Origin of the sequence: Pseudomonas sp. YY-1 (assembly GCF_002843095.1) — a bacterium.
In the GTDB taxonomy this organism is placed as follows: Bacteria; Pseudomonadota; Gammaproteobacteria; order Pseudomonadales; family Pseudomonadaceae; genus Aquipseudomonas; species Aquipseudomonas sediminis_A.
In genome coordinates this window covers 48143-67270 of sequence record NZ_PJLX01000006.1, presented here as the reverse complement: position 1 = coordinate 67270, position 19128 = coordinate 48143, and the positions used below count along the sequence as shown (strand labels likewise).

Sequence of the window (19128 nt, the reverse complement as noted above, 5' to 3'; positions counted from 1 at the left end):
TGTAGCGAAGGCTGCCGCCAGCCTCCGCACTCCTTTATCAGGCGTCTGGCAGGGTGAAACCGGACACCGACTTGCGCATCTCACTGGCCATCTTGGCCAGGTTACCAATGCTCTTGGCGGTGGCGGTGGTACCCGAGGACGTCTGCGAGGTGATCTCCTGGATCACGTTCATGGTGTTGGAAATGTGACCGGCCGAAGAGGCCTGCTGACGCGCGGCGTTGGAAATGTTCTGGATGAGGGCCGCGAGGGTTTTCGATACCTTCTCGATCTCTTCCAGTGCCACCCCGGCGTCCTGCGCCAGGCGGGCACCGCGCACCACTTCGGAAGTCGTCTGCTCCATGGAGATAACGGCTTCGTTGGTGTCGGTCTGAATGGTTTTTACCAGCGCCTCGATCTGCTTGGTCGCCGCCGAGGAACGTTCTGCGAGGCGCTGTACCTCGTCCGCTACCACGGCGAAGCCGCGGCCTGCATCACCGGCCATGGAGGCCTGGATCGCGGCGTTCAGTGCGAGGATGTTGGTCTGGTCGGCAATGTCGTTAATCAGGCTAACGATGTCACCAATCTCCTGGGACGACTCACCGAGGCGTTTGATCCGCTTCGAAGTGTCCTGGATCTGCTCACGGATGTTATCCATGCCGGTGATGGTGTTGTGTACGACTTCGTTACCCTTGTTGGCGATGGCTACGGAACGTTCCGCTACCGCGGAGGATTCCGAGGCGTTCGCCGATACCTGGTCAATCGACACGGCCATTTCGTTGATCGCCGCAGAGGCGCCGGCAATTTCCTGCGCCTGGTGCTCGGAAGCTTCCGCCAGGTGCATCGCCGTGGCCTGGGTTTCCTGGGCAGCACCGGCAACCTGAACGGCGGTCAGGTTGATCGTGGCTACCAGGTCGCGCAGCTGGTCGATGGAGTAGTTGATGGAGTCGGCGATGGCACCGGTGAAGTCTTCGGTTACCGTCGCGGCCACGGTCAAGTCACCGTCTGCGAGGTCGGCGATTTCGTCGAGCAGACGCAGAATCGCGGCCTGGTTACGCTCGTTCTTCTCGGCGGTCTCGGCCAGACGGCGGTTGGTTTCACGCACCATCACCAGACCGATGAGGATGATCGCACCCAGCGCCAGGCCACCCAGCACGTAGCCGAACAGGGTGTTGATGGCACGGCCCGAGGCCAGGTTCTCAAAGCCGACGGCGAGTTCGGAGGCCTTGTCCAGCAGGGTCTGCGACACGGTGAAGATCGAGTTCGCCGATTCACGTACCTGGAACAGTTCTGGCGAGGTTTCGAGAATTTCGTCCACCGAGCCGGATACGAATTCGAACAGCTCGGAAATCTCGGCCAGACGTTCGAGGGCTTCCTCGTCGGTCACCTGGCTGATTTCCATCGCCGCGTTGCCTTCGAGCATTGCAGCCAGTACACGGCCGAACAGGCTGGCGTCACGGCCGAACATGTCGGCGGCCTGTACCGAGTCTTCGTCACCGGCCAGTACCTTGTTCACCGAGCCGAGAATACGCTCGGCCAGCAGCGACTGGCGTTGGGCTACAGAAACCTGGGCAGCCGGCGCACCGCTTTCCAGCAGGATGTCGACCACTTCCTCGTACTCGACCTGCAACTGCGGGATGGTTTCCGCCAGGGTGGCGGCTACCTGGTGCAGGGACAGTACGGTCTGTTCACTGGCCAGAATGGCGTCGGTATTCTGCCGCAGGCTATCCCAGTCCTGCTGCACCGCAGCCATCTGCGCCTGCACCGACGCGGGCGCCGACGGCAAGCCACTGCTGGCATCACCATCGGTCAGATACCCCCAGCGCAGCTGGAAGTCGTTACGCGCGTCGCGCAACAGGCCGAACGCTTCGGCTTTACCTGCCGCAGCTTCCGTGGCGTTCTTGGCGATACGCTGGGACAGTACGCGCAGCTCACCGGAGTGGCTGATGTACTCGGTATCGTAGTTGGACTGGGTGTTGATGTAGGCGAAGTTCGCGAACAACAGCACGATGGAAACGATCAGCACGACGAACAGCGTCGCGATCAGCGTGCTACTGCGCGCCCCGACCAACAAATTACCTGCATTGAATTTTTTCATTTTCTGGCCCCCGCCTGGACCGACCGCACTACGGTTCCCATGTAACGCCAAAGGGCCGGAAGAACCGACCCAACCGAAAATCTACTGAAAGGACACATCGAGGAAGCCAGGATCGGCCGTCAGCGCATGAGGGCTGAACACCAACCAGGGCTGTTCTCGTTGGAAGACACCGTGGATAAACGGCGCAATGCTCGCCTCGAGAGGCGGCAGTTGTTCTGAAAATGCATCCACGGGGAAGTGCTGCATACCGAAAACTTCATCGACCGTCAGGCCAGCGAAGATTTCCTGATAGTCGACCACCAGAATTCGCCGCAACTTGCGCAGCGGCGACAGCTCATTACCGAAGAACCCGCACAGGTCCATGATCGGCAGCAGGCGGCCACGCACGTTGGCCACCCCTTTGACCCAGCCTTTGACACCCGGCAGCAGGGTGTAGCGCGGCTCGTGCAGTACCTCACCCACCTCCCCCATCGGCGCGACAAAGAATCGCTCGCCCATGCGAAAGCCGATACCGCTCCAGGTCTGTACCGCCGCTTGCTGCGACGGCAGGCCGGCCGCCAGGGCTCGGCAACGCTGGTCGATCTCGAGGAGAATCTGGAAAGGAGTCTGCACGGACATGCCAGCCTTGGCCTTCTTTTTATTTAGTACGCGAGCAGCACGGCATCAGCCGGCCAGCACAGCATTGAGAGTCTTCAGCAAGGTATCTTCATCGATCGGCTTGGTCAGGTAGTCCTTCGCGCCCTGGCGCTTGCCCCAGACCTTGTCGGTCTCCTGATCCTTGGTGGTAACGATGACCACCGGGATGTGGCTGGTCTCGGCGTCCTTGGTCAGCTGACGGGTCGCCTGAAAACCGTTGAGGCCGGGCATGACGATGTCCATCAGCACCGCATCGGGTTTTTCCTGGCGAGCCAGAGCTACGCCATCGGCGCCATTTTCCGCTTTGAGTACCTGATGCCCATGCTTTTCCAACATGGCGGTCAGCTTGTACATCTCGGTTGGTGAGTCATCAACAATCAGAATTCGAGCCATGGTGTTTCCCAATACAGAAGTGGCGTACGGCGGTCAGGCCGGAACGTCAGGAGGCTTGTTCCACTGGGGTGAAGTCAGGCACGTGGGCTTTGATAGCACCGAGCAGCTCTTCCTTGCTGAAAGGCTTGGTCAGGTACTGGTCGGAGCCGACGATACGCCCCTTGGCCTTGTCGAACAGGCCGTCCTTGGAGGACAGCATGATCACTGGCGTGGACTTGAAAGCACTGTTGTTCTTGATCAGGGCACAGGTCTGATACCCATCGAGACGCGGCATCATGATGTCAACAAAGATGATGCTGGGATGCGTGTCGGCAATCTTGGCCAGGGCATCGAAGCCATCGACCGCAGTGATGACATCACAACCCACTTTTTTCAGCAGAGTTTCAGCGGTGCGACGAATCGTTTTCGAATCGTCGATCACCATCACTTTCAAACCCTCGGTATGCTGTTCCATGTTTGCCCTACCATCGCCTCGGTGAGTCGTTATATTCGCGTTATCAGTATGCCTGAGGCCCAGTCTTCGATGGGTCTTGACCCAATCGTCGGGCCTTTTTAGCACACTCTCCAGATGCAATCTATAAGGCTTCCCGGGCAGCTCCGCCCTTGACCACGCGGCCCGGCCGGCGCCACCCTGAGAGCCGTCATTCGGCTCGGTCAGCCCGGCCGCCACCCTCATCTCACGGAGTTTATCCCCCCATGAGCCTTCGTCTCGGGATCGTCATGGATCCTATTGCCAGCATCTCCTTCAAGAAAGACAGCTCGCTGGCCATGTTGCTGGCCGCTCAAACACGCGGCTGGTCGCTGTTCTACATGGAGCAGCAGGATCTCTATCAGGTTCGCGGTCAGGCTCGCGCCCGCCTGCGTTCTCTGGAAGTGTTCAACGATCCGCAGCGCTGGTTCACCCTTGGTACGGAACAGGACACGCCGCTCGCCGAACTGGACGTGATCCTGATGCGCAAGGACCCGCCCTTCGATAACGAGTTCGTCTACTCCACCTACCTGCTCGAGCAGGCCGAGCGCGACGGCGTACTGGTGGTCAATCGGCCGCAGAGTCTGCGCGACTGCAATGAAAAGTTCTTCGCCACCCAGTTTCCTCAATACACACCTGCGACTCTGGTAAGCCGGCGCCCCGACATTGTGCGCCAGTTTGCCGATGAGCACCGTGACATCATTCTCAAACCCCTTGATGGCATGGGCGGATCGCAGATATTTCGCCACCGTGAGGGCGACCCGAATCTCTCGGTGATTCTGGAAACCCTGACCCTGCACGGCCACCAGCAGATCATGGCGCAGGCCTACCTGCCTGCGATCAAGGACGGCGACAAACGCATCCTGATGATAGACGGGGAACCGGTACCCTACTGCCTGGCACGTATTCCGGCTGCCGGAGAGACCCGCGGCAACCTGGCTGCAGGTGGCCGTGGCGAGGCACGGCCACTGACCGAACGTGATCGTGAGATCGCCGCCGCAGTCGGCCCGACCCTGCGCGAAAAAGGCCTGATCTTCGTTGGGCTCGACGTGATCGGTGACCATCTGACAGAAATCAATGTCACCAGCCCGACCTGTATCCGCGAGATCGATGCGGCATTCGACACCCGCATCGGCGAACAACTGATGGACTGCATTGCACGCAAGCGCGGGTTAAAAGCTTGACGCAGGTGGCAGCCTGGCGCCTGCAACTTGCAGGCGCCTACTGCTACCCGGCAGACTGCGCGACATTCGAAAGCAGACCCGATACGCGATGAACGCAGCAGCCACCCCACCGACCACCTCCTCCGCCAACGCACGACCGGCGGACCGCCTGGGATTCACCCTGTTTCTCGCGGCTGCACTGCACGCGGCACTGATCCTCGGCGTCGGTTTTACCCTGGAGTCGCCGCCGGAAATCAGCAAGACGCTGGAAATCACGCTTTCCACCTTCAAGAGCGAAGAAAAGCCCAAAGAAGCGGATTTCCTGGCGCAGGACAACCAGCAAGGCAGCGGCACGCTGGAACACGCAGCTGCCCCCAAGACCACCGAACAGGCGCCCTTCCAGGACAGCGAGGTGCGCAAGGTCACACCGCCCGCTACCCCACAACAGCCCGCCACCAAACAGGAAGCACCCAAGGCCGCGGTCGCTACACGTGCACCACAGCAGCAAAAAACTCCGGTCAAACGTGAAGAAACCAAACCAGTGCCTCAAACCCAGCCTGCGCCAGTGTTCGACTCCGCTCAGTTGTCCGCCGAGATCGCCAGCTTGGAGGCGGAGCTTGCCCAGGAGGTTCAGCAGTACGCCAAACGCCCGAAGATCCACCGCCTCAATGCGGCCTCGACCATGCGCGACAAGGGGGCCTGGTACAAGGATGAATGGCGCAAGAAGGTCGAGCGCATCGGCAACCTGAATTATCCCGACGATGCTCGTCGACAACGCATCTACGGCAGTCTGCGCCTGCTGGTGTCGATCAATCGTGACGGCTCGCTGTACGAGGTCCAGGTGCTGGAATCGTCCGGCCAGGCCATGCTCGATCAGGCCGCGCAGCGCATCGTGCGCCTGGCCGCCCCCTATGCGCCCTTCACCGGCGACCTGGCCGATATCGACCGCCTGGAGATCATCCGCACCTGGCGCTTCGAGCGCGGCGACCGCCTGTCGAGCAACTAGCCAGAGCCGCGACAAGCCTCAATACGGAGAACCGCGACGGAGGTTCTTCTGCTGATGCTTGTCGCTTGCAGCTTGCGGCTTCAAACTAGCCGACATGAAGAGTTCAGCCCCTACCTCGCTCAAGCACCACTTCCTGATCGCCATGCCGCACATGGACGATCCGAATTTTGCGCAGACCGTCACCTACCTGGTCGAACACAACGAGCAGGGCGCGATGGGCCTGGTGATCAACAAGCCCAATGGCCTCAACCTGGCCGATGTGCTGGAGCAATTACGCCCCGATGAGGAGCCCGCGGCGCTGTGCCACAGCCTGCCGATCTTCGCCGGCGGCCCGGTACAGACTGACCGCGGCTTCGTCCTGCATCCAGCTGGCCCGCAGTTCCAGGCGACCCTGGACCTGGGCGAGCTGGGGCTTTCGACCTCGCAGGATGCGCTGTTCGCCATCGCCGACGGCAGCGGCCCGGATCGCTACCTGATCACCCTCGGCTACGCCGGCTGGGATGCCGGGCAACTGGAGGCCGAACTGGCCGACAACGCCTGGCTGACCTGCCCCGCCGACAGCAACATTCTCTTCGACCTGCCGTTCGACCAGCGCCTGAATGCCGCAGCTGCGCGCCTGGGGGTCAACCTCAGCCTGCTGACCTCACAGGTCGGGCACGCCTGATGAGCGACAAGCCACTGCGCCTGCTGCTGGGCTTCGACTATGGCACCAAGCAGATCGGCGTCGCCGTCGGCCAGGTAATCACCGGCCAGGCCCGCGAACTGTGTGTGCTCAAGGCGCAGAACGGCGTGCCGGACTGGAGCCGCGTCGAAGCGCTGATCAAGGAGTGGCAGCCGGACGCCGTGGTGGTCGGCCTGCCGCTGAACATGGATGGCACGCCCAGCGAGATGAGCGCCCGCGCCGAGAAATTCGCCCGCCGCCTCAACGGCCGCTTCAACCTGCCGGCCTACACCCACGACGAACGCCTGACCACCTTCGAGGCCAAGGGCCAGCGCCTGCGCGAAGGCCAGAGTGGCGGCTATCGCGAGCGCCCCGTCGATGCTATTGCTGCCGCTCTGTTGCTACAGGGCTGGTTAGAGGAAAACTGCACGGGCTGATCGAGTCAGCACGCACCAAGGAGTTTCGCCATGCTACCCAACCCCAACGATCTACTACCGGCCATGGCCAGCGCCCTGACCCAGCATCTGAATCGGCGCCAGATCAGCGAACCGCGTTTTATCGGCATCCGCACTGGCGGTGTCTGGGTCGCCCAGGCCCTGCAGCAGGCCCTGAATCGTGACGACGCGCTGGGCGTGCTCGACGTGTCCTTCTACCGCGACGACTTCACCCAGAACGGTCTGCACCCACAGGTGCAACCGTCCGAGCTGCCGTTCGAGATCGAAGGCCAGCACCTGGTACTGATCGACGACGTATTGATGAGCGGCCGCACCATCCGCGCCGCACTGAACGAACTGTTCGATTATGGCCGCCCGGCCAGTGTGACCCTGGTCAGCCTGCTCGACCTCGATGCCCGCGAGTTGCCGATTCGCCCCGACGTGGTCGGTGCCACCCTGTCGCTGGCAGCCAACGAGCGGGTAAAATTGTCCGGCCCCACGCCGCTGACCCTCGAACTCCAGACGCTCGCCAACTGAGACCCCCGCGATGACGCCACTCGCCGCCAAGCGCCCGCTGCAGCTGAACGACCAAGGTCAGCTGCGTCACTTCCTCTCACTCGACGGTTTGCCCCGCGAGCTGTTGACCGAAATCCTCGACACCGCCGACTCCTTCCTCGAAGTCGGCGCGCGGGCAGTGAAGAAAGTCCCGCTGCTGCGCGGCAAGACCGTGTGCAACGTGTTCTTCGAGAACTCCACGCGCACCCGCACCACCTTCGAGCTGGCCGCCCAGCGCCTGTCGGCCGACGTCATCAGCCTCAACGTCTCGACCAGTTCCACCAGCAAGGGCGAGACGCTGTTCGACACCCTGCGCAACCTCGAAGCCATGGCCGCCGACATCTTCGTCGTGCGCCATGCCGACTCCGGCGCTGCGCACTTCATCGCCGAGCACGTGTGCCCGAACCTGGCGATCATCAACGGTGGCGACGGCCGCCATGCCCACCCGACCCAGGGCATGCTCGACATGCTCACCATTCGCCGCCACAAAGGCGACTTCGAGAATCTCTCGGTGGCCATCGTCGGCGACATTCTGCATTCGCGGGTGGCACGCTCGAACATGCTGGCGCTGAAGACCCTGGGCTGCCCGGACATCCGCGTGATCGCGCCGAAGACTCTGCTGCCCATCGGCCTGGAGGAAAGCTACGGCGTACGCGTGTTCAGCGACGCCAACGAAGGCCTCAAGGACGTCGACGTGGTAATCATGCTGCGCCTGCAGCGCGAGCGTATGCAGGGCGGCCTGCTGCCCAGCGAGGGCGAGTTCTATCGTCTGTTCGGCCTGACCGAGCAGCGCCTCAAGCTGGCCAAGCCGGATGCCTTGGTGATGCACCCGGGGCCGATCAACCGCGGCGTCGAAATCGAGTCGGCAGTGGCCGACGGCCCGCAGTCGGTGATCCTCAACCAGGTCACCTACGGCATCGCCATCCGCATGGCCGTGCTGTCGATGGCCATGAGCGGGCAGAACGCCCAACGTCAACTCAACGCCGAGGAGGCCAACTGATGCGTACCGCAATCCTCGGCGCCCGCGTGATCGATCCAGCCAGCGGACTGGATCAGGTCACCGACCTCTATATAGAAGGCGGCAAGCTGGTCGCCACTGGTCAAGCGCCGGCTGGCTTCGTTGCCGACAACAGTCTCGACGCCCAAGGCCTGATCGCAGCGCCCGGCCTGGTCGACCTGTCGGTGGCCCTGCGTGAGCCTGGCTATAGCCGCAAGGGCAGCATCGCCACGGAAACCCTGGCAGCAGCGGCCGGCGGCGTCACCAGCCTGTGCTGCCCACCGTTCACCAAGCCAGTGCTGGACACCTCGGCGGTGGCCGAGCTGATCCTCGACCGCGCCCGCGAAGCCGGGCACACCAAGGTCTTTCCGATCGGCGCGCTGAGCAAGGGCCTGGCTGGCGAGCAGCTCGCCGAACTGGTCGCCCTGCGTGACGCCGGCTGCGTGGCCTTCGGCAATGGCCTGGACAACTTCCGCAGCAGCCGCACCCTGCGCCGCGCGCTGGAATATGCAGCCACCTTCGACCTGCAGGTGATCTTCCACTCGCAGGATGCCGATCTGGCCGAAGGCGGCCTGGCTCACGAAGGCCCGACCGCCAGCTTCCTCGGCCTGGCCGGCATCCCGGAAACCGCCGAAACCGTGGCCCTGGCTCGCGACCTGCTGCTGGTGGAACAGAGCGGCGTGCGCGCGCACTTCAGCCAGATCACCAGCGCCCGTGGGGCCGAGCTGATCGCCGCTGCCCAAGCCCGCGGCCTGCCGGTGACCGCCGACGTGGCGCTGTACCAGCTGATCCTCACCGACGAAGCATTGATCGACTTCTCCAGCCTCTATCACGTGCAGCCGCCGCTGCGCTCGCGCACCGACCGCGACGGTCTGCGCGAAGCGGTGAAAGCCGGGGTGATCTCTGCCATCTCCAGCCACCACCAGCCGCACGAGCGCGATGCCAAGCTGGCGCCCTTCGCCGCCACCGAGCCGGGCATCAGCAGCGTACAGTTGCTGCTGCCACTGGCCCTGAGCCTGGTGCAGGACGGCCTGCTGGATCTGCCGACGCTGCTGGCGCGACTGACCAACGGCCCCGCCGCCGCGCTGCGCCTGCCAGCCGGCAGCCTGAACGTCGGCGGCGCCGCCGATATCGTGCTGTTCGATGCGCAGGCCTCGACCATCGCCGGCGAGCAGTGGTACTCCAAGGGCAGCAACTGCCCGTTCATCGGCCATTGCCTGCCTGGCGCGGTGCGCTACACACTGGTCGACGGACACATCAGCTACCAGGGTTGAACCGATACGAGCCCGCCACCCGGCGGGCTCGCCAGCTCCGTAGGGTGTCGCGGGATCGCCCAGGCCGCAGGCACCAACCGCTGAAGGCCGCGGTGCGCACGGCGCACCCTACGTCCAGGCGACCTTCCCATCCGCGACACGCCCCGCTCTTGCCACGACATTGGACGAAGTAGTGACTCGACGGTCATGATCCACGTCAGGTTAGGCAGCCGAAATTTTCCAAATGCCACCGCCCTATGACCCCGCTCGCGCCCGAAGGCGCCGGCCTGGCGTCGCGCTGGCCTTGTTCAGGAGCTTTTGATTTATGTCGCGCTTACCTGTGATCGTGGGTTTTGGGGGTTACAACGCAGCCGGGCGCAGCTCCTTCCACCATGGCTTCCGTCGCACCGTGCAGGAGTCGCTGGAACCCCAGGCGCGCCAGGAAACCCTGGCCGGATTGGCGCAAATGATGAAACTGGTGCGCGTGGTCGATGGCCAGTACCAGGATCAGGACGGCCAGGCGCTGAGCCTCGCCGACATCGAAAGCCGCTACGCCAAGGAGATCCTCGCCGGCACCCTGGTGCGCCGTCTCGAGAAGCAGCACCTGGACCCGGACGCCGCCCACTGGCAGAAAAGCATCAGCCTCGCCCCCGTCAATGGCGCCAACCTGAGCTTCATCACCCAGCGCAAGCAACTGCCCGAGCCGCTGCCGGCCAACTGGTCGGTCGAAGAGCTCGAAGGCAACGAAGTACGCGTAACCCTGCATGACAGTTGCGAATTCAAGATCGACAGCTATCGCCCGCTGGCAGTGAAATCCGCCGGCCAGTTGCCCACCGGCTTCGAGCCGAGCGAGCTGTACAACGCCCGTTTTCACCCCCGCGGCCTGGCCATGACCGTAGTCGGCGTCACCGACGCCCTGCGCTCGGTGGGCATCGACTGGCAGCGCATCGTCCAGCACGTCGCCCCGGACGAGATCGCCGTATTCGCCAGCTGCATCATGAGCCAGCTCGACGAGAACGGTTTCGGCGGCATGATGCAGTCGCGTCTCAAAGGTGGTCGCGTCACGGCCAAGCAACTGGCCCTGGGCCTGAACACCATGCCGGCGGACTTCATCAACGCCTATGTGCTCGGTAGCGTCGGCACCACCGGCAGCATCACCGGTGCCTGCGCCACCTTCCTCTACAACCTGCAGAAGGGCATCGAGCAGATCGCCTCAAGCAAGGCGCGCGTGGTCATCGTCGGCAGCAGCGAGGCGCCGATCAACCAGGAATGCATCGAGGGCTACGGCGCCATGGGCGCACTGGCCACCGAGGAAGGCCTGCGCCAGATCGAAGGCAAGAGCGAGGTGGACTTCCGCCGCGCCAGCCGCCCGTTCGGCGACAACTGCGGCTTCACCCTGGCCGAAGCCTGCCAGTTCGTGGTGCTGATGGACGATGAGCTGGCCCTGGAGCTGGGTGCCGATATCCACGGCGCCGTGCCGGACGTGTTCATCAACGCCGATGGTTTCAAGAAATCCATTTCCGCCCCCGGCCCGGGCAATTACCTGACCGTGGCCAAGGCCGTGGCCAGCGCCGTGCAACTGCTCGGCCTGGACGCCGTGCGCAACCGCAGCTTCGTCCACGCCCACGGCTCGAGCACACCGGCCAACCGCGTCACCGAGTCGGAAATCCTCGACCGCGTCGCGGCGGCCTTCGGCATCGAACAGTGGCCGGTCACTGCAGTGAAAGCCTTCGTTGGTCACTCCCTGGCAACCGCCAGCGGCGACCAGGTGATCGGCGCACTCGGCGCCTTCAAGTACGGCATCGTGCCGGGTCTGAAGACCATCGACGCAGTCGCTGGCGACGTGCACCAGGATCACCTGAGCCTGTCCACCGAAGACCGCAAGGTGGGTGAGCAGGCGCTGGACGTGGCCTTCATCAACTCCAAGGGCTTCGGCGGCAACAACGCCAGCGCCTTGGTGCTGGCCCCGCACGTGACCGAGCGCATGCTGCGCAAGCGTCATGGCCAGGCCGCTTTCGACGCCTACCTGGCACGCCGTGAAGACACACGCGCCGCCGCTGCCGCGTACGACCAACTTGCCCTGCTGGGCAAGCTGGACATCATCTACAACTTCGGCAACGACATGATCGACGACCAGGCGATTTCCATCACCACCGAAGAAGTGAAGGTGCCGGGCTTCGACCAGCCGCTGGTGTTCAGGAAGGACGCGCGTTACAGCGATATGCTCGATTGAGCGAAGCGGCAACGACGCACAAACCGTAGGAGCGAGCTCTGCTCGCGAAGCTTCTGGGTAACCAGGGTTCGCGAGCAGAGCTCGCTCCTACAGGTAAAGTGTCAAGGCTACAGACTACGCGCCAGCTCGATCAGCTCGCCACGCCACTCGGCGGCGGCCGGCAGCGCCAGGAAAGACGGATTGAGGAAGGATTCGCGCGCCTCGTAGGTCAGCACTTCGCCGGCCAGATCCAGCACATCACCACCCGCCCCTTCCAGCACGCCCTGCGCGGCTGCGGTATCCCACTGCGAGGTGGGCGCCAGGCGCGGATAGCAGTCGGCATTGCCTTCAGCCAGCAGACAGAACTTCAGCGAGCTGCCGATATTGGCCAACGCCGGCTCGCCGAAACGCTGGGCCAGACCTGCGAGTAGAGTTTCCTGCGCTGGGCTCGAATGGCGCTTGCTGGCCACCAGGGTAAAGCCCTGCGCGGGCGCCAGGCGCACGCTGATCGAATGCTCCTCGCCCGGCATATCGCTGCACCAGGCGCCCAAACCAGCGCCGCCGTAATAGCAGCGGCCATTGGCAGGAATGCCGACCACACCGAAGACCACTCGTCCCTGTTCGACCAGCGCGACATTGACCGTGAACTCTTCGGAGCCGGCGATAAATTCCTTGGTGCCATCGAGCGGATCGACCAGCCACCAACGCGTCCAGGCGGCGCGCTCAGCCAGCGGAATGTCGGCGGCCTCCTCTGACAGCACCGGCACCTCCGGCGCCAGCGCCTGCAGGCCATCGAGCAGGATATGGTGTGCGGCCAGATCGGCGGCGGTCACCGGCGAGGCATCGGCTTTCTCCGTCACCGCCACACCGCTGCGCCAGTACGGCAGCGTCGCCGCGCCCGCCGCACGAACCAGTTCGATCACCTGGGGAATAAAGGGATGACTCACGGACGGTAATCCCCGCGCTGAGTCAGCAGATCGCGCACCAGGTACAACGCAGCCAGCGCACGGCCTTCGCTGAACTGTTCGTGCTGGGCCAGGCTGGACAACTCACGCAGGCTGATGCGATCGACCCGCATCGGCTCGGGCTCGTCACCCGGCAGGCGCTCTTCGTACAGATTGCGCGCCAGCACCACCTGAATCTTCTGACTCATGTAACCGGGCGACAGGCTCAGCTCGGTGATGTACTCCAGTTCGTGCGCGCCGAAACCAGCCTCTTCCTTGAGCTCGCGGTTGGCTGCCACCAACACGTCTTCACCCGGCTCGATCAAGCCTTTGGGCAGCGACAGCTGGTAGTCATCGGTGCCGCCGCAATACTCCTCGATCAGCACCGCGTGTTCGGCGTCGAGCATCGCCACCACCATCACCGCGCCGTAGCCCGAGCCCTTGCCGACCAGTCGCTCATAGGTGCGCTCCGTGCCGTTGGAGAAGCGCAACTGCACTTCCTCGACACGAAACAGACGGCTGCTGGCGACAATTTCGCGAGCGAGAACCGTGGGCTTTTGGCGCATGAGGCGACTCCTTGGCGGGACCGAGCGGGTTATCATACAGCGGCTTTCGCCATTATCCGTGGCCGAGATTGCATCAAGGCGAAACAGGCCACGGATTGACCCTTACCCCCACAGGACACCTTTAAAACGTCGGCGAGGCAGTCAGCGCAAGGCGAAAACAGAGGCGAGAACGCGGAGTGTACTGTTGTACATGAGCATTCGAGCCTGTTTTCAACGCAGCGATGACAACGCAAGTAGTTTTTAAGGTGTCCGATCAGAGAGATGAGCATGCCCGTACTACCCTGGCAGCAGATCGACACCGTCCTGCTGGACATGGACGGCACGTTGCTCGACCTGCACTTCGACAACCACTTCTGGCTCACCCACCTGCCGCAACGCTACGCCGAGCACCATGGCGTCAGCCTGGCGCTGGCCCAAGCCGAACTGCTGCCGCTGTTTCGCGAGCATGCCGGTACGCTGAACTGGTACTGCACCGACTTCTGGAGCCGCGAGCTGCGGCTGTCGATCCGCGAGCTCAAGCGCGAGGTCGCGCACCTGATCGCCCTGCGCACGGATGCAGAACTGTTTCTGCGCGCCCTGCGCGAAGCTGGCAAACGCGTGGTGCTGATCACCAACGCGCACCGCGATTCGCTGTCGCTGAAACTGGAACGCGTCGAGCTGGCGCCCTGGTTCGAACGCCTGATCAGCTCCCACGACTACGGTTTCCCCAAGGAGGATCAGCAGTTCTGGTTCGCCCTGCGCCAGGACGTCGACTTCGACCCGGCCCGCAGCCTGTTCATCGATGACAGCCTGCCGATCCTGCGCAGCGCCGGGCAGTTCGGTGTTGCCCATCTGCTCGCCGTGCGCCAGCCAGACAGCCAGGCCGGGCCTAAAGATACCGAGGAGTTCGCCGCAGTGGAGGACTACCGGGAGTTGGTGCACGGACTGTCTGCGACGCCCTCGCTGTAGGAGCCGGCTTGGCGGCGATCGCGAATGACGCCGATCGCCGCCAAGGCCAAGCCCCCGCGGCACCTGAGCACGGGTTTACTCGGGAATCCGCAATACCTGTCCCGGATAGATTTTGTCCGGGTGACTGAGCATCGGCTTGTTGGCTTCGAATATCTTCATGTAGGCATTGGCATTGCCGTACTCGGCCTTGGCAATCGCGCTCAGCGTGTCGCCCTTCTTCACCGTGACGAAGCGCGCTTCGGGCGCGGGCGTGGTCACGCTGATCTGATCATCGACCTCACCGACGCCGGCCACGTTGCCCAGCGCCAGGAGAATCTTTTCCTTCTCTTCCTGGCTGGCCACCTCGCCGCGAGCGATGACCTTGTCGCCCTCGACGCTGACCTCGATGTCGGGGTTGCCCAGGCCAACCTTGGCGACATGCTCCTTGAGCGATTCGGCGGCCTGCGCCTCCTGACCCACCAGCGACTCCCAGAGCTTGACCCCGGCGTCTTTGACAAAGGCAAACAGACTCATGGCGATTCCTCTCGTTCCTTGTGAATGACCGGGCAAACCGCCCGGAGACCAAAGTCTAGTTCAGGAAACACCCCTGATTAGCGTTCGCGCATTAGAATCCGGGCAAACCAGGAGCCCCCATGGACATAAAGCAGCTGAAATTCCTCGTCGCCCTCGACGAGACCCGCCACTTCGGTCAGGCCGCTGCGCGCTGCCACGTGACCCAGCCGACGCTGTCCATGCGCTTGCGCCAACTGGAAGACGAGCTGGGCCTGGAGCTGGTACGTCGCGGGCAGCGCTTCGAAGGTTTCAGCGCCGAAGGTGAGCGTATCCTGGCCTGGGCACGCAGTGTGCTGGCCGCACAGGATGGCCTGCTCGCCGAAGCTGCAGCCTGTCGTGGGCACCTGGTGGGCACCCTGCGCCTGGGCGTGGTGCCGCTGGCCAGTTTCGACCCGATGCGCCTGATCAGTCTGTTCGCCGAGCGTCACCCTGGGCTGCGCTTTCAGTTGCACGCGCTGAGCAGCGATCAGATTCTCGAGGGACTGGTCCGCAATCAGCTCGACCTTGGTCTGTCCTATCTCGACCGACTAGACCGCGAGCATTTCGCCAGCCTGGAGCTGGCCGAAGCACGCATGGGCCTGCTCTACGATCAGCGCCACTTCCACTTCGTCAGCGCTAGTCTGCGCTGGGAGCAGCTGGCCAACCTGCCCCTGGGCCTGCTCTCCACCGGTATGCACTTTCGCCAGTCCATCGATCACAGCTTCCGTGCTCGCGGCCTGAGCCCGCAGGTACGCCTGGAGGCTGATGCCGTGCACCACCTGACTCAAGCGGTCAGCGCCGGGCTGTGCTGCAGCGTCATGCCATTGCCGACCGACGGCGCTCCGACCGACGGTCATCTGCGCCTGCTACCCATCGAGGATGCTCATACCCTGGCACCTCAGGGCCTGATCATGCGCCGTAGCGCCCCTGCCTCACCGCTCGCGCAAGCCTGTTTCGAAGAGGCACGAGAGTGGCTGGCGAACGCTTGATAGATTTGCTCGATCAACACATCAAAGCCAACGATTAGACGCTCCCCGCCCATGGGCCTAGGCTTAGCTGTGTCAATCTGTCACAGAGCGCGCCTCGATGGCCAAGCCAGCCGCCCAGCCGCACATTGCCAGTGCCTATACCTACGCCGAACTCGGTGACGGTCGCGCGCAGCACGCTGCACTGGCCGAAGAATGTGCCCTGGCGATCAGCTACAACGACCTGAACCAGGCGGTGATGATGGTTTCGCCCCATCACCTGGAAGATTTTGCCGTCGGCTTCAGTCTTGGCAACGACTTGATCAAGTCAATCGACGACATCTATGACATCCAGTTGCGCGGCCTGGGTGACAGCCGCGAAGCCCGCTTGCAGGTCAGCAGTCGCGCCTTCTGGGCACTCAAGCAACAACGCCGGCAAATGGCTGGCACCAGTGGTTGCGGCCTGTGCGGCGTGGATGCGCTGGAACAGGCCCTGCCAGCCCTGACGGCTTTGCCAGGCGCCGCCCTGCCACCGCTGGAACACCTGAGCGGCCTGCGCGAGCGCATCGGTGAGCAACAGCAACTGGCACGCCACAGCGGAGCGCTGCATGCGGCCTTGTTCATCGATGCCAGCGGTGAGATTCGTCTGTGCCGTGAAGACATCGGTCGCCATAACGCTCTGGACAAGCTGATCGGCGCCATCGCCCGCGAACGTATCGACACTCACGGTGGCTTCGCCCTGGTCACCAGCCGCTGCAGCCTGGAACTGCTGCACAAGGCGGTACGTGCCGGCATCGGCACCCTGGTGAGCCTCTCCGCGCCCACCGCACTGACCGTGGACTGGGCGCGGCGCCATCGCCTCAACCTGATCCACCTGCCCCATCACAGCACGCCGCGGGTCTACAGCCCTGCGCCTGACGAAGAAGAACGACCATGAGCCTGCAACCCGTCAATCCTCGCTATAAGCCCTACAAAGGCCCAGCCGCTGGCTGGGGTGCACTGAACGCCGTGACCCGCTTCTGGCTGGACAGTAAACAGCCGTTCAAGAACCTGCGCGCGCTGCTCAAGACCAACCAGAACGGCGGTTTCGACTGCCCCGGCTGCGCCTGGGGCGATTCGCCCGAAGACGGCCATATCAAGTTCTGCGAGAACGGCGCCAAGGCGGTCAACTGGGAAGCCACCAAACGCCGCGTGGACCCGGCCTTCTTTGCCCGCTACACGGTCAGCCAACTGCGCGAGCAGAGCGACTACTGGCTCGAATACCAGGGCCGCCTGACCCACCCGATGCGCTATGACGCCAGCACCGATCGCTACACGAAGACCACCTGGGCCGAAGCCTTCGCGCTGATCGCCAGGCATCTGAAGGCACTGCCGAGTCCGGATCACGCCGAGTTCTACACCTCCGGCCGTGCCAGCAACGAGGCGGCATACCTCTACCAGTTGTTCGTGCGCGCCTATGGCACCAACAACTTCCCCGACTGCTCGAACATGTGCCACGAGGCCAGCGGCGTCGCCCTCGGCCAGAGTGTGGGCATCGGCAAGGGCAGCGTGACCTTCAACGATTTCGAGCATGCCGACGCCATTTTCGTCCTCGGCCAGAACCCCGGCACCAACCACCCGCGCATGCTCGAACCGCTGCGTGAAGCGGTCAAACGCGGCGCCCAGGTGGTCTGCTTCAACCCGCTCAAGGAGCGCGGCCTGGAGCGTTTCCAGCATCCGCAACACGCGCTGGAGATGCTCACCAACGGCTCCGAGCCGCTGAACACCGCGTTCTTCCGTCCGGCCCTGGGCGGCGACATGGCCGCCATGCGCGGCATCGCCAAGTTCCTGCTGTTGTGGGAGCGCGAGGCGCAGTCCAAGGGTGAGGCAGCGGTGTTCGACCATGCTTTCATCGCTGAGCACACCGATGGTGTCGAGGCCTACCTGAAGCTGCTCGACGACACCACCTGGGAGGCGCTCGAAGCCCAGTCCGGCCTGAGCCTGCTGGAAATCGAACAGGCGGCGCGCATGTACCGCCGCGCCGAGCGGGTCATCATCTGCTGGGCCATGGGCATCACCCAGCACCACCACTCGGTGGCCACCATCCAGGAAATCGTCAACCTGCAACTGCTGCGCGGCAACCTCGGCCGCCCCGGCGCCGGCCTGTGCCCGGTGCGTGGCCATAGCAACGTACAGGGCGACCGCACCATGGGCATCAACGACCGCCCGCCGGTCACGCTGCTCGACGCCCTGGAAAAGCGCTTTCAGTTCAAGGTACCGCGCGAGAATGGCCACAACACCGTCGAGGCGATCAACGCCATGATCGACGGCCAGGCCAAGGTATTCATCGGCCTCGGTGGCAACTTTGCCCAGGCCACGCCGGACAGTCCGCGCACGCACAAGGCACTGCAGAGCTGCGACCTCACCGTGCAGATCAGCACCAAGCTCAATCGCAGTCACCTCACCGTCGGCCGCGACGCGCTGATCCTGCCGTGCCTGGGCCGTACCGACATCGACCATCAGGCCGGTGGCCCGCAGGCGGTGACGGTGGAAGATTCGTTCAGCATGATCCACGCCTCCTACGGCCAGCTCGAACCGCTCTCCGGCAGCGAGATGCGCTCGGAGCCGGCCATCGTCGCCGGGATCGCCAAGGCAACTCTGGGCAACCATCCGGTGGACTGGGACGCGCTGATCGCCGATTACGACCGCATCCGCGAGCTGATCGCCGACACCATCCCCGGCTTCCAGGATTTCAACCAGCGTGTCGCTCACCCCGGTGGTTTCTACCTCGGCAACTCGGCCGGCGCGCGCCAGTGGAAAACGGCATCCGGCAAGGCCAACTTCAAGGCCAATGCGCTGCTCGACGACCTGCTGCCCCCGCAGGTGCGCGAAAGCGGTGAGACGCCGGATCTGATCCTGCAGACCCTGCGCTCGCACGATCAGTACAACACCACGGTGTACGGCCTCGACGACCGCTACCGCGGCGTGCGCGGGCAGCGCGACGTGCTCTTCGCCAACGAGGCGGACATCCTGCGCCTGGGCTTCAAGCCCGGGCAGAAGGTGGACATCCGCTCGTTGTGGAACGATGGCATCGAACGCCGGGTGAGCGGTTTCACCCTGCTCGCTTTCGATATCCCGGCCGGCCAGGCCGCTGCCTACTTCCCCGAAGCCAATCCGCTGGTGCCGCTGGAAAGCGCCGGCGTCGGCAGCAGCACACCGACCAGCAAGTTCGTCGCCATCCGCCTGCAGGCTGCCAGCGGCGGCAATCTGCTGGGCAGCAGCGCAGCAAGCTGACCGGCGGCCAGGAACCTCGTACAGAAATCGCTGGTCAATGGCGTAACG

19 protein-coding genes are annotated in these 19128 nt (G+C 63.7%); 12 read left to right on the top strand and 7 right to left on the bottom strand.

All coding sequences use genetic code 11. The features are described from left to right. Positions 1 to 37: 37 nt before the first annotated feature. From CXP40_RS10405 to pilG, 4 genes are all read right to left on the bottom strand, one after another. A complete protein-coding gene (locus CXP40_RS10405; protein WP_106733642.1) occupies positions 38 to 2074 on the bottom strand; it encodes a methyl-accepting chemotaxis protein in 2037 nt (678 codons plus the stop codon). Positions 2075 to 2155: 81 nt separating this feature from the next. Further along, positions 2156 to 2692, bottom strand: a complete 537-nt coding sequence (locus CXP40_RS10400; protein ID WP_099522893.1) for a chemotaxis protein CheW — start codon at positions 2690 to 2692, stop codon at positions 2156 to 2158. Positions 2693 to 2737: 45 nt separating this feature from the next. Then, positions 2738 to 3103, bottom strand: coding sequence for a twitching motility response regulator PilH (pilH, locus tag CXP40_RS10395; protein ID WP_099522894.1), 366 nt, complete (start codon positions 3101 to 3103; stop codon positions 2738 to 2740). A 46-nt stretch (positions 3104 to 3149) separates the two neighbouring features. Next, positions 3150 to 3557, bottom strand: coding sequence for a twitching motility response regulator PilG (gene pilG, locus CXP40_RS10390; RefSeq protein ID WP_017678433.1), 408 nt, complete (start codon positions 3555 to 3557; stop codon positions 3150 to 3152). 242 nt (positions 3558 to 3799) lie between these two features. Between pilG and gshB the strand changes: the two genes are divergently transcribed. The 8 genes from gshB to CXP40_RS10350 all read left to right on the top strand — a co-directional run bounded on the left by gshB (position 3800) and on the right by CXP40_RS10350 (position 11874). Continuing rightward, positions 3800 to 4756, top strand: coding sequence for a glutathione synthase (gene gshB / locus CXP40_RS10385; protein ID WP_106733641.1), 957 nt, complete (start codon positions 3800 to 3802; stop codon positions 4754 to 4756). 88 nt (positions 4757 to 4844) lie between these two features. Further along, the gene (locus CXP40_RS10380; protein WP_106733640.1) at positions 4845 to 5741 is read left to right on the top strand and encodes an energy transducer TonB; all 897 of its coding nucleotides are present in this window, start codon (positions 4845 to 4847) and stop codon (positions 5739 to 5741) included. A 94-nt stretch (positions 5742 to 5835) separates the two neighbouring features. After that, complete coding sequence (locus tag CXP40_RS10375; protein ID WP_106733639.1) at positions 5836 to 6405, top strand: YqgE/AlgH family protein; 570 nt, start codon at positions 5836 to 5838, stop codon at positions 6403 to 6405. Continuing rightward, entirely contained in the window at positions 6402 to 6839 is a 438-nt protein-coding gene (ruvX, locus tag CXP40_RS10370; RefSeq protein WP_099522898.1) for a Holliday junction resolvase RuvX, read from the top strand. Before CXP40_RS10375 ends, ruvX begins: the two co-directional genes overlap by 4 nt. 30 nt (positions 6840 to 6869) lie before the next feature. Continuing rightward, complete coding sequence (pyrR, locus tag CXP40_RS10365; RefSeq protein ID WP_106733638.1) at positions 6870 to 7373, top strand: bifunctional pyr operon transcriptional regulator/uracil phosphoribosyltransferase PyrR; 504 nt, start codon at positions 6870 to 6872, stop codon at positions 7371 to 7373. A gap of 10 nt (positions 7374 to 7383) precedes the next feature. After that, a complete protein-coding gene (locus tag CXP40_RS10360) occupies positions 7384 to 8391 on the top strand; it encodes an aspartate carbamoyltransferase catalytic subunit (RefSeq protein WP_011920651.1) in 1008 nt (335 codons plus the stop codon). Continuing rightward, positions 8391 to 9662: a dihydroorotase gene (locus CXP40_RS10355; RefSeq protein WP_106733637.1), complete on the top strand. Its 1272-nt coding sequence runs from the start codon at positions 8391 to 8393 to the stop codon at positions 9660 to 9662. The genes CXP40_RS10360 and CXP40_RS10355 overlap by 1 nt, the downstream gene beginning before the upstream one ends. Before the next feature lie 304 nt (positions 9663 to 9966). Next, entirely contained in the window at positions 9967 to 11874 is a 1908-nt protein-coding gene (locus CXP40_RS10350; protein WP_106733636.1) for a beta-ketoacyl synthase, read from the top strand. 107 nt (positions 11875 to 11981) lie between these two features. On the opposite strand, the gene cysQ is transcribed toward CXP40_RS10350, so the two are convergent. After that, positions 11982 to 12800 (bottom strand): 3'(2'),5'-bisphosphate nucleotidase CysQ, encoded by an 819-nt coding sequence (gene cysQ, locus CXP40_RS10345; protein ID WP_106733635.1) that lies wholly within the window; start codon positions 12798 to 12800, stop codon positions 11982 to 11984. Then, positions 12797 to 13363 carry an ADP compounds hydrolase NudE gene (gene nudE / locus CXP40_RS10340; RefSeq protein ID WP_106733634.1) on the bottom strand — a complete coding sequence of 189 codons (567 nt, stop codon included), beginning with the start codon at positions 13361 to 13363 and terminating at the stop codon, positions 12797 to 12799. The genes cysQ and nudE overlap by 4 nt, the downstream gene beginning before the upstream one ends. A 267-nt stretch (positions 13364 to 13630) precedes the next feature. Between nudE and yrfG the strand changes: the two genes are divergently transcribed. After that, entirely contained in the window at positions 13631 to 14311 is a 681-nt protein-coding gene (yrfG, locus tag CXP40_RS10330) for a GMP/IMP nucleotidase (RefSeq protein ID WP_106733799.1), read from the top strand. 75 nt (positions 14312 to 14386) lie between these two features. Here the strand turns inward: yrfG and lysM are convergent, their stop codons facing one another. Continuing rightward, positions 14387 to 14824: a peptidoglycan-binding protein LysM gene (gene lysM, locus CXP40_RS10325; RefSeq protein ID WP_099522904.1), complete on the bottom strand. Its 438-nt coding sequence runs from the start codon at positions 14822 to 14824 to the stop codon at positions 14387 to 14389. Between the two features lie 119 nt (positions 14825 to 14943). Between lysM and CXP40_RS10320 the strand changes: the two genes are divergently transcribed. The 3 genes from CXP40_RS10320 to CXP40_RS10310 all read left to right on the top strand — a co-directional run bounded on the left by CXP40_RS10320 (position 14944) and on the right by CXP40_RS10310 (position 19080). Further along, on the top strand, positions 14944 to 15831 hold the full coding sequence (locus CXP40_RS10320; RefSeq protein WP_099522905.1) for a LysR family transcriptional regulator: 888 nt from the start codon (positions 14944 to 14946) through the stop codon (positions 15829 to 15831). 97 nt (positions 15832 to 15928) lie between these two features. Continuing rightward, the gene (fdhD, locus tag CXP40_RS10315) at positions 15929 to 16744 is read left to right on the top strand and encodes a formate dehydrogenase accessory sulfurtransferase FdhD (protein ID WP_099522906.1); all 816 of its coding nucleotides are present in this window, start codon (positions 15929 to 15931) and stop codon (positions 16742 to 16744) included. After that, positions 16741 to 19080 carry an FdhF/YdeP family oxidoreductase gene (locus CXP40_RS10310; protein WP_106733633.1) on the top strand — a complete coding sequence of 780 codons (2340 nt, stop codon included), beginning with the start codon at positions 16741 to 16743 and terminating at the stop codon, positions 19078 to 19080. The genes fdhD and CXP40_RS10310 overlap by 4 nt, the downstream gene beginning before the upstream one ends. Positions 19081 to 19128: the final 48 nt, after the last annotated feature.

What these genes read in the sequence shown, in the direction of transcription:
- CXP40_RS10405 (WP_106733642.1), bottom strand. Translation starts at nt 2,074, where the DNA reads ATGAAAAAATTCAATGCAGGTAATTTGTTGGTCGGGGCGCGCAGTAGC.
- CXP40_RS10400 (WP_099522893.1), bottom strand. Translation starts at nt 2,692, where the DNA reads ATGTCCGTGCAGACTCCTTTCCAGATTCTCCTCGAGATCGACCAGCGT.
- pilH (WP_099522894.1), bottom strand. Translation starts at nt 3,103, where the DNA reads ATGGCTCGAATTCTGATTGTTGATGACTCACCAACCGAGATGTACAAG.
- pilG (WP_017678433.1), bottom strand. Translation starts at nt 3,557, where the DNA reads ATGGAACAGCATACCGAGGGTTTGAAAGTGATGGTGATCGACGATTCG.
- gshB (WP_106733641.1), top strand. Translation starts at nt 3,800, where the DNA reads ATGAGCCTTCGTCTCGGGATCGTCATGGATCCTATTGCCAGCATCTCC.
- CXP40_RS10380 (WP_106733640.1), top strand. Translation starts at nt 4,845, where the DNA reads ATGAACGCAGCAGCCACCCCACCGACCACCTCCTCCGCCAACGCACGA.
- CXP40_RS10375 (WP_106733639.1), top strand. Translation starts at nt 5,836, where the DNA reads ATGAAGAGTTCAGCCCCTACCTCGCTCAAGCACCACTTCCTGATCGCC.
- pyrR (WP_106733638.1), top strand. Translation starts at nt 6,870, where the DNA reads ATGCTACCCAACCCCAACGATCTACTACCGGCCATGGCCAGCGCCCTG.
- CXP40_RS10360 (WP_011920651.1), top strand. Translation starts at nt 7,384, where the DNA reads ATGACGCCACTCGCCGCCAAGCGCCCGCTGCAGCTGAACGACCAAGGT.
- CXP40_RS10355 (WP_106733637.1), top strand. Translation starts at nt 8,391, where the DNA reads ATGCGTACCGCAATCCTCGGCGCCCGCGTGATCGATCCAGCCAGCGGA.
- CXP40_RS10350 (WP_106733636.1), top strand. Translation starts at nt 9,967, where the DNA reads ATGTCGCGCTTACCTGTGATCGTGGGTTTTGGGGGTTACAACGCAGCC.
- nudE (WP_106733634.1), bottom strand. Translation starts at nt 13,363, where the DNA reads ATGCGCCAAAAGCCCACGGTTCTCGCTCGCGAAATTGTCGCCAGCAGC.
- yrfG (WP_106733799.1), top strand. Translation starts at nt 13,631, where the DNA reads ATGCCCGTACTACCCTGGCAGCAGATCGACACCGTCCTGCTGGACATG.
- lysM (WP_099522904.1), bottom strand. Translation starts at nt 14,824, where the DNA reads ATGAGTCTGTTTGCCTTTGTCAAAGACGCCGGGGTCAAGCTCTGGGAG.
- CXP40_RS10320 (WP_099522905.1), top strand. Translation starts at nt 14,944, where the DNA reads ATGGACATAAAGCAGCTGAAATTCCTCGTCGCCCTCGACGAGACCCGC.
- fdhD (WP_099522906.1), top strand. Translation starts at nt 15,929, where the DNA reads ATGGCCAAGCCAGCCGCCCAGCCGCACATTGCCAGTGCCTATACCTAC.
- CXP40_RS10310 (WP_106733633.1), top strand. Translation starts at nt 16,741, where the DNA reads ATGAGCCTGCAACCCGTCAATCCTCGCTATAAGCCCTACAAAGGCCCA.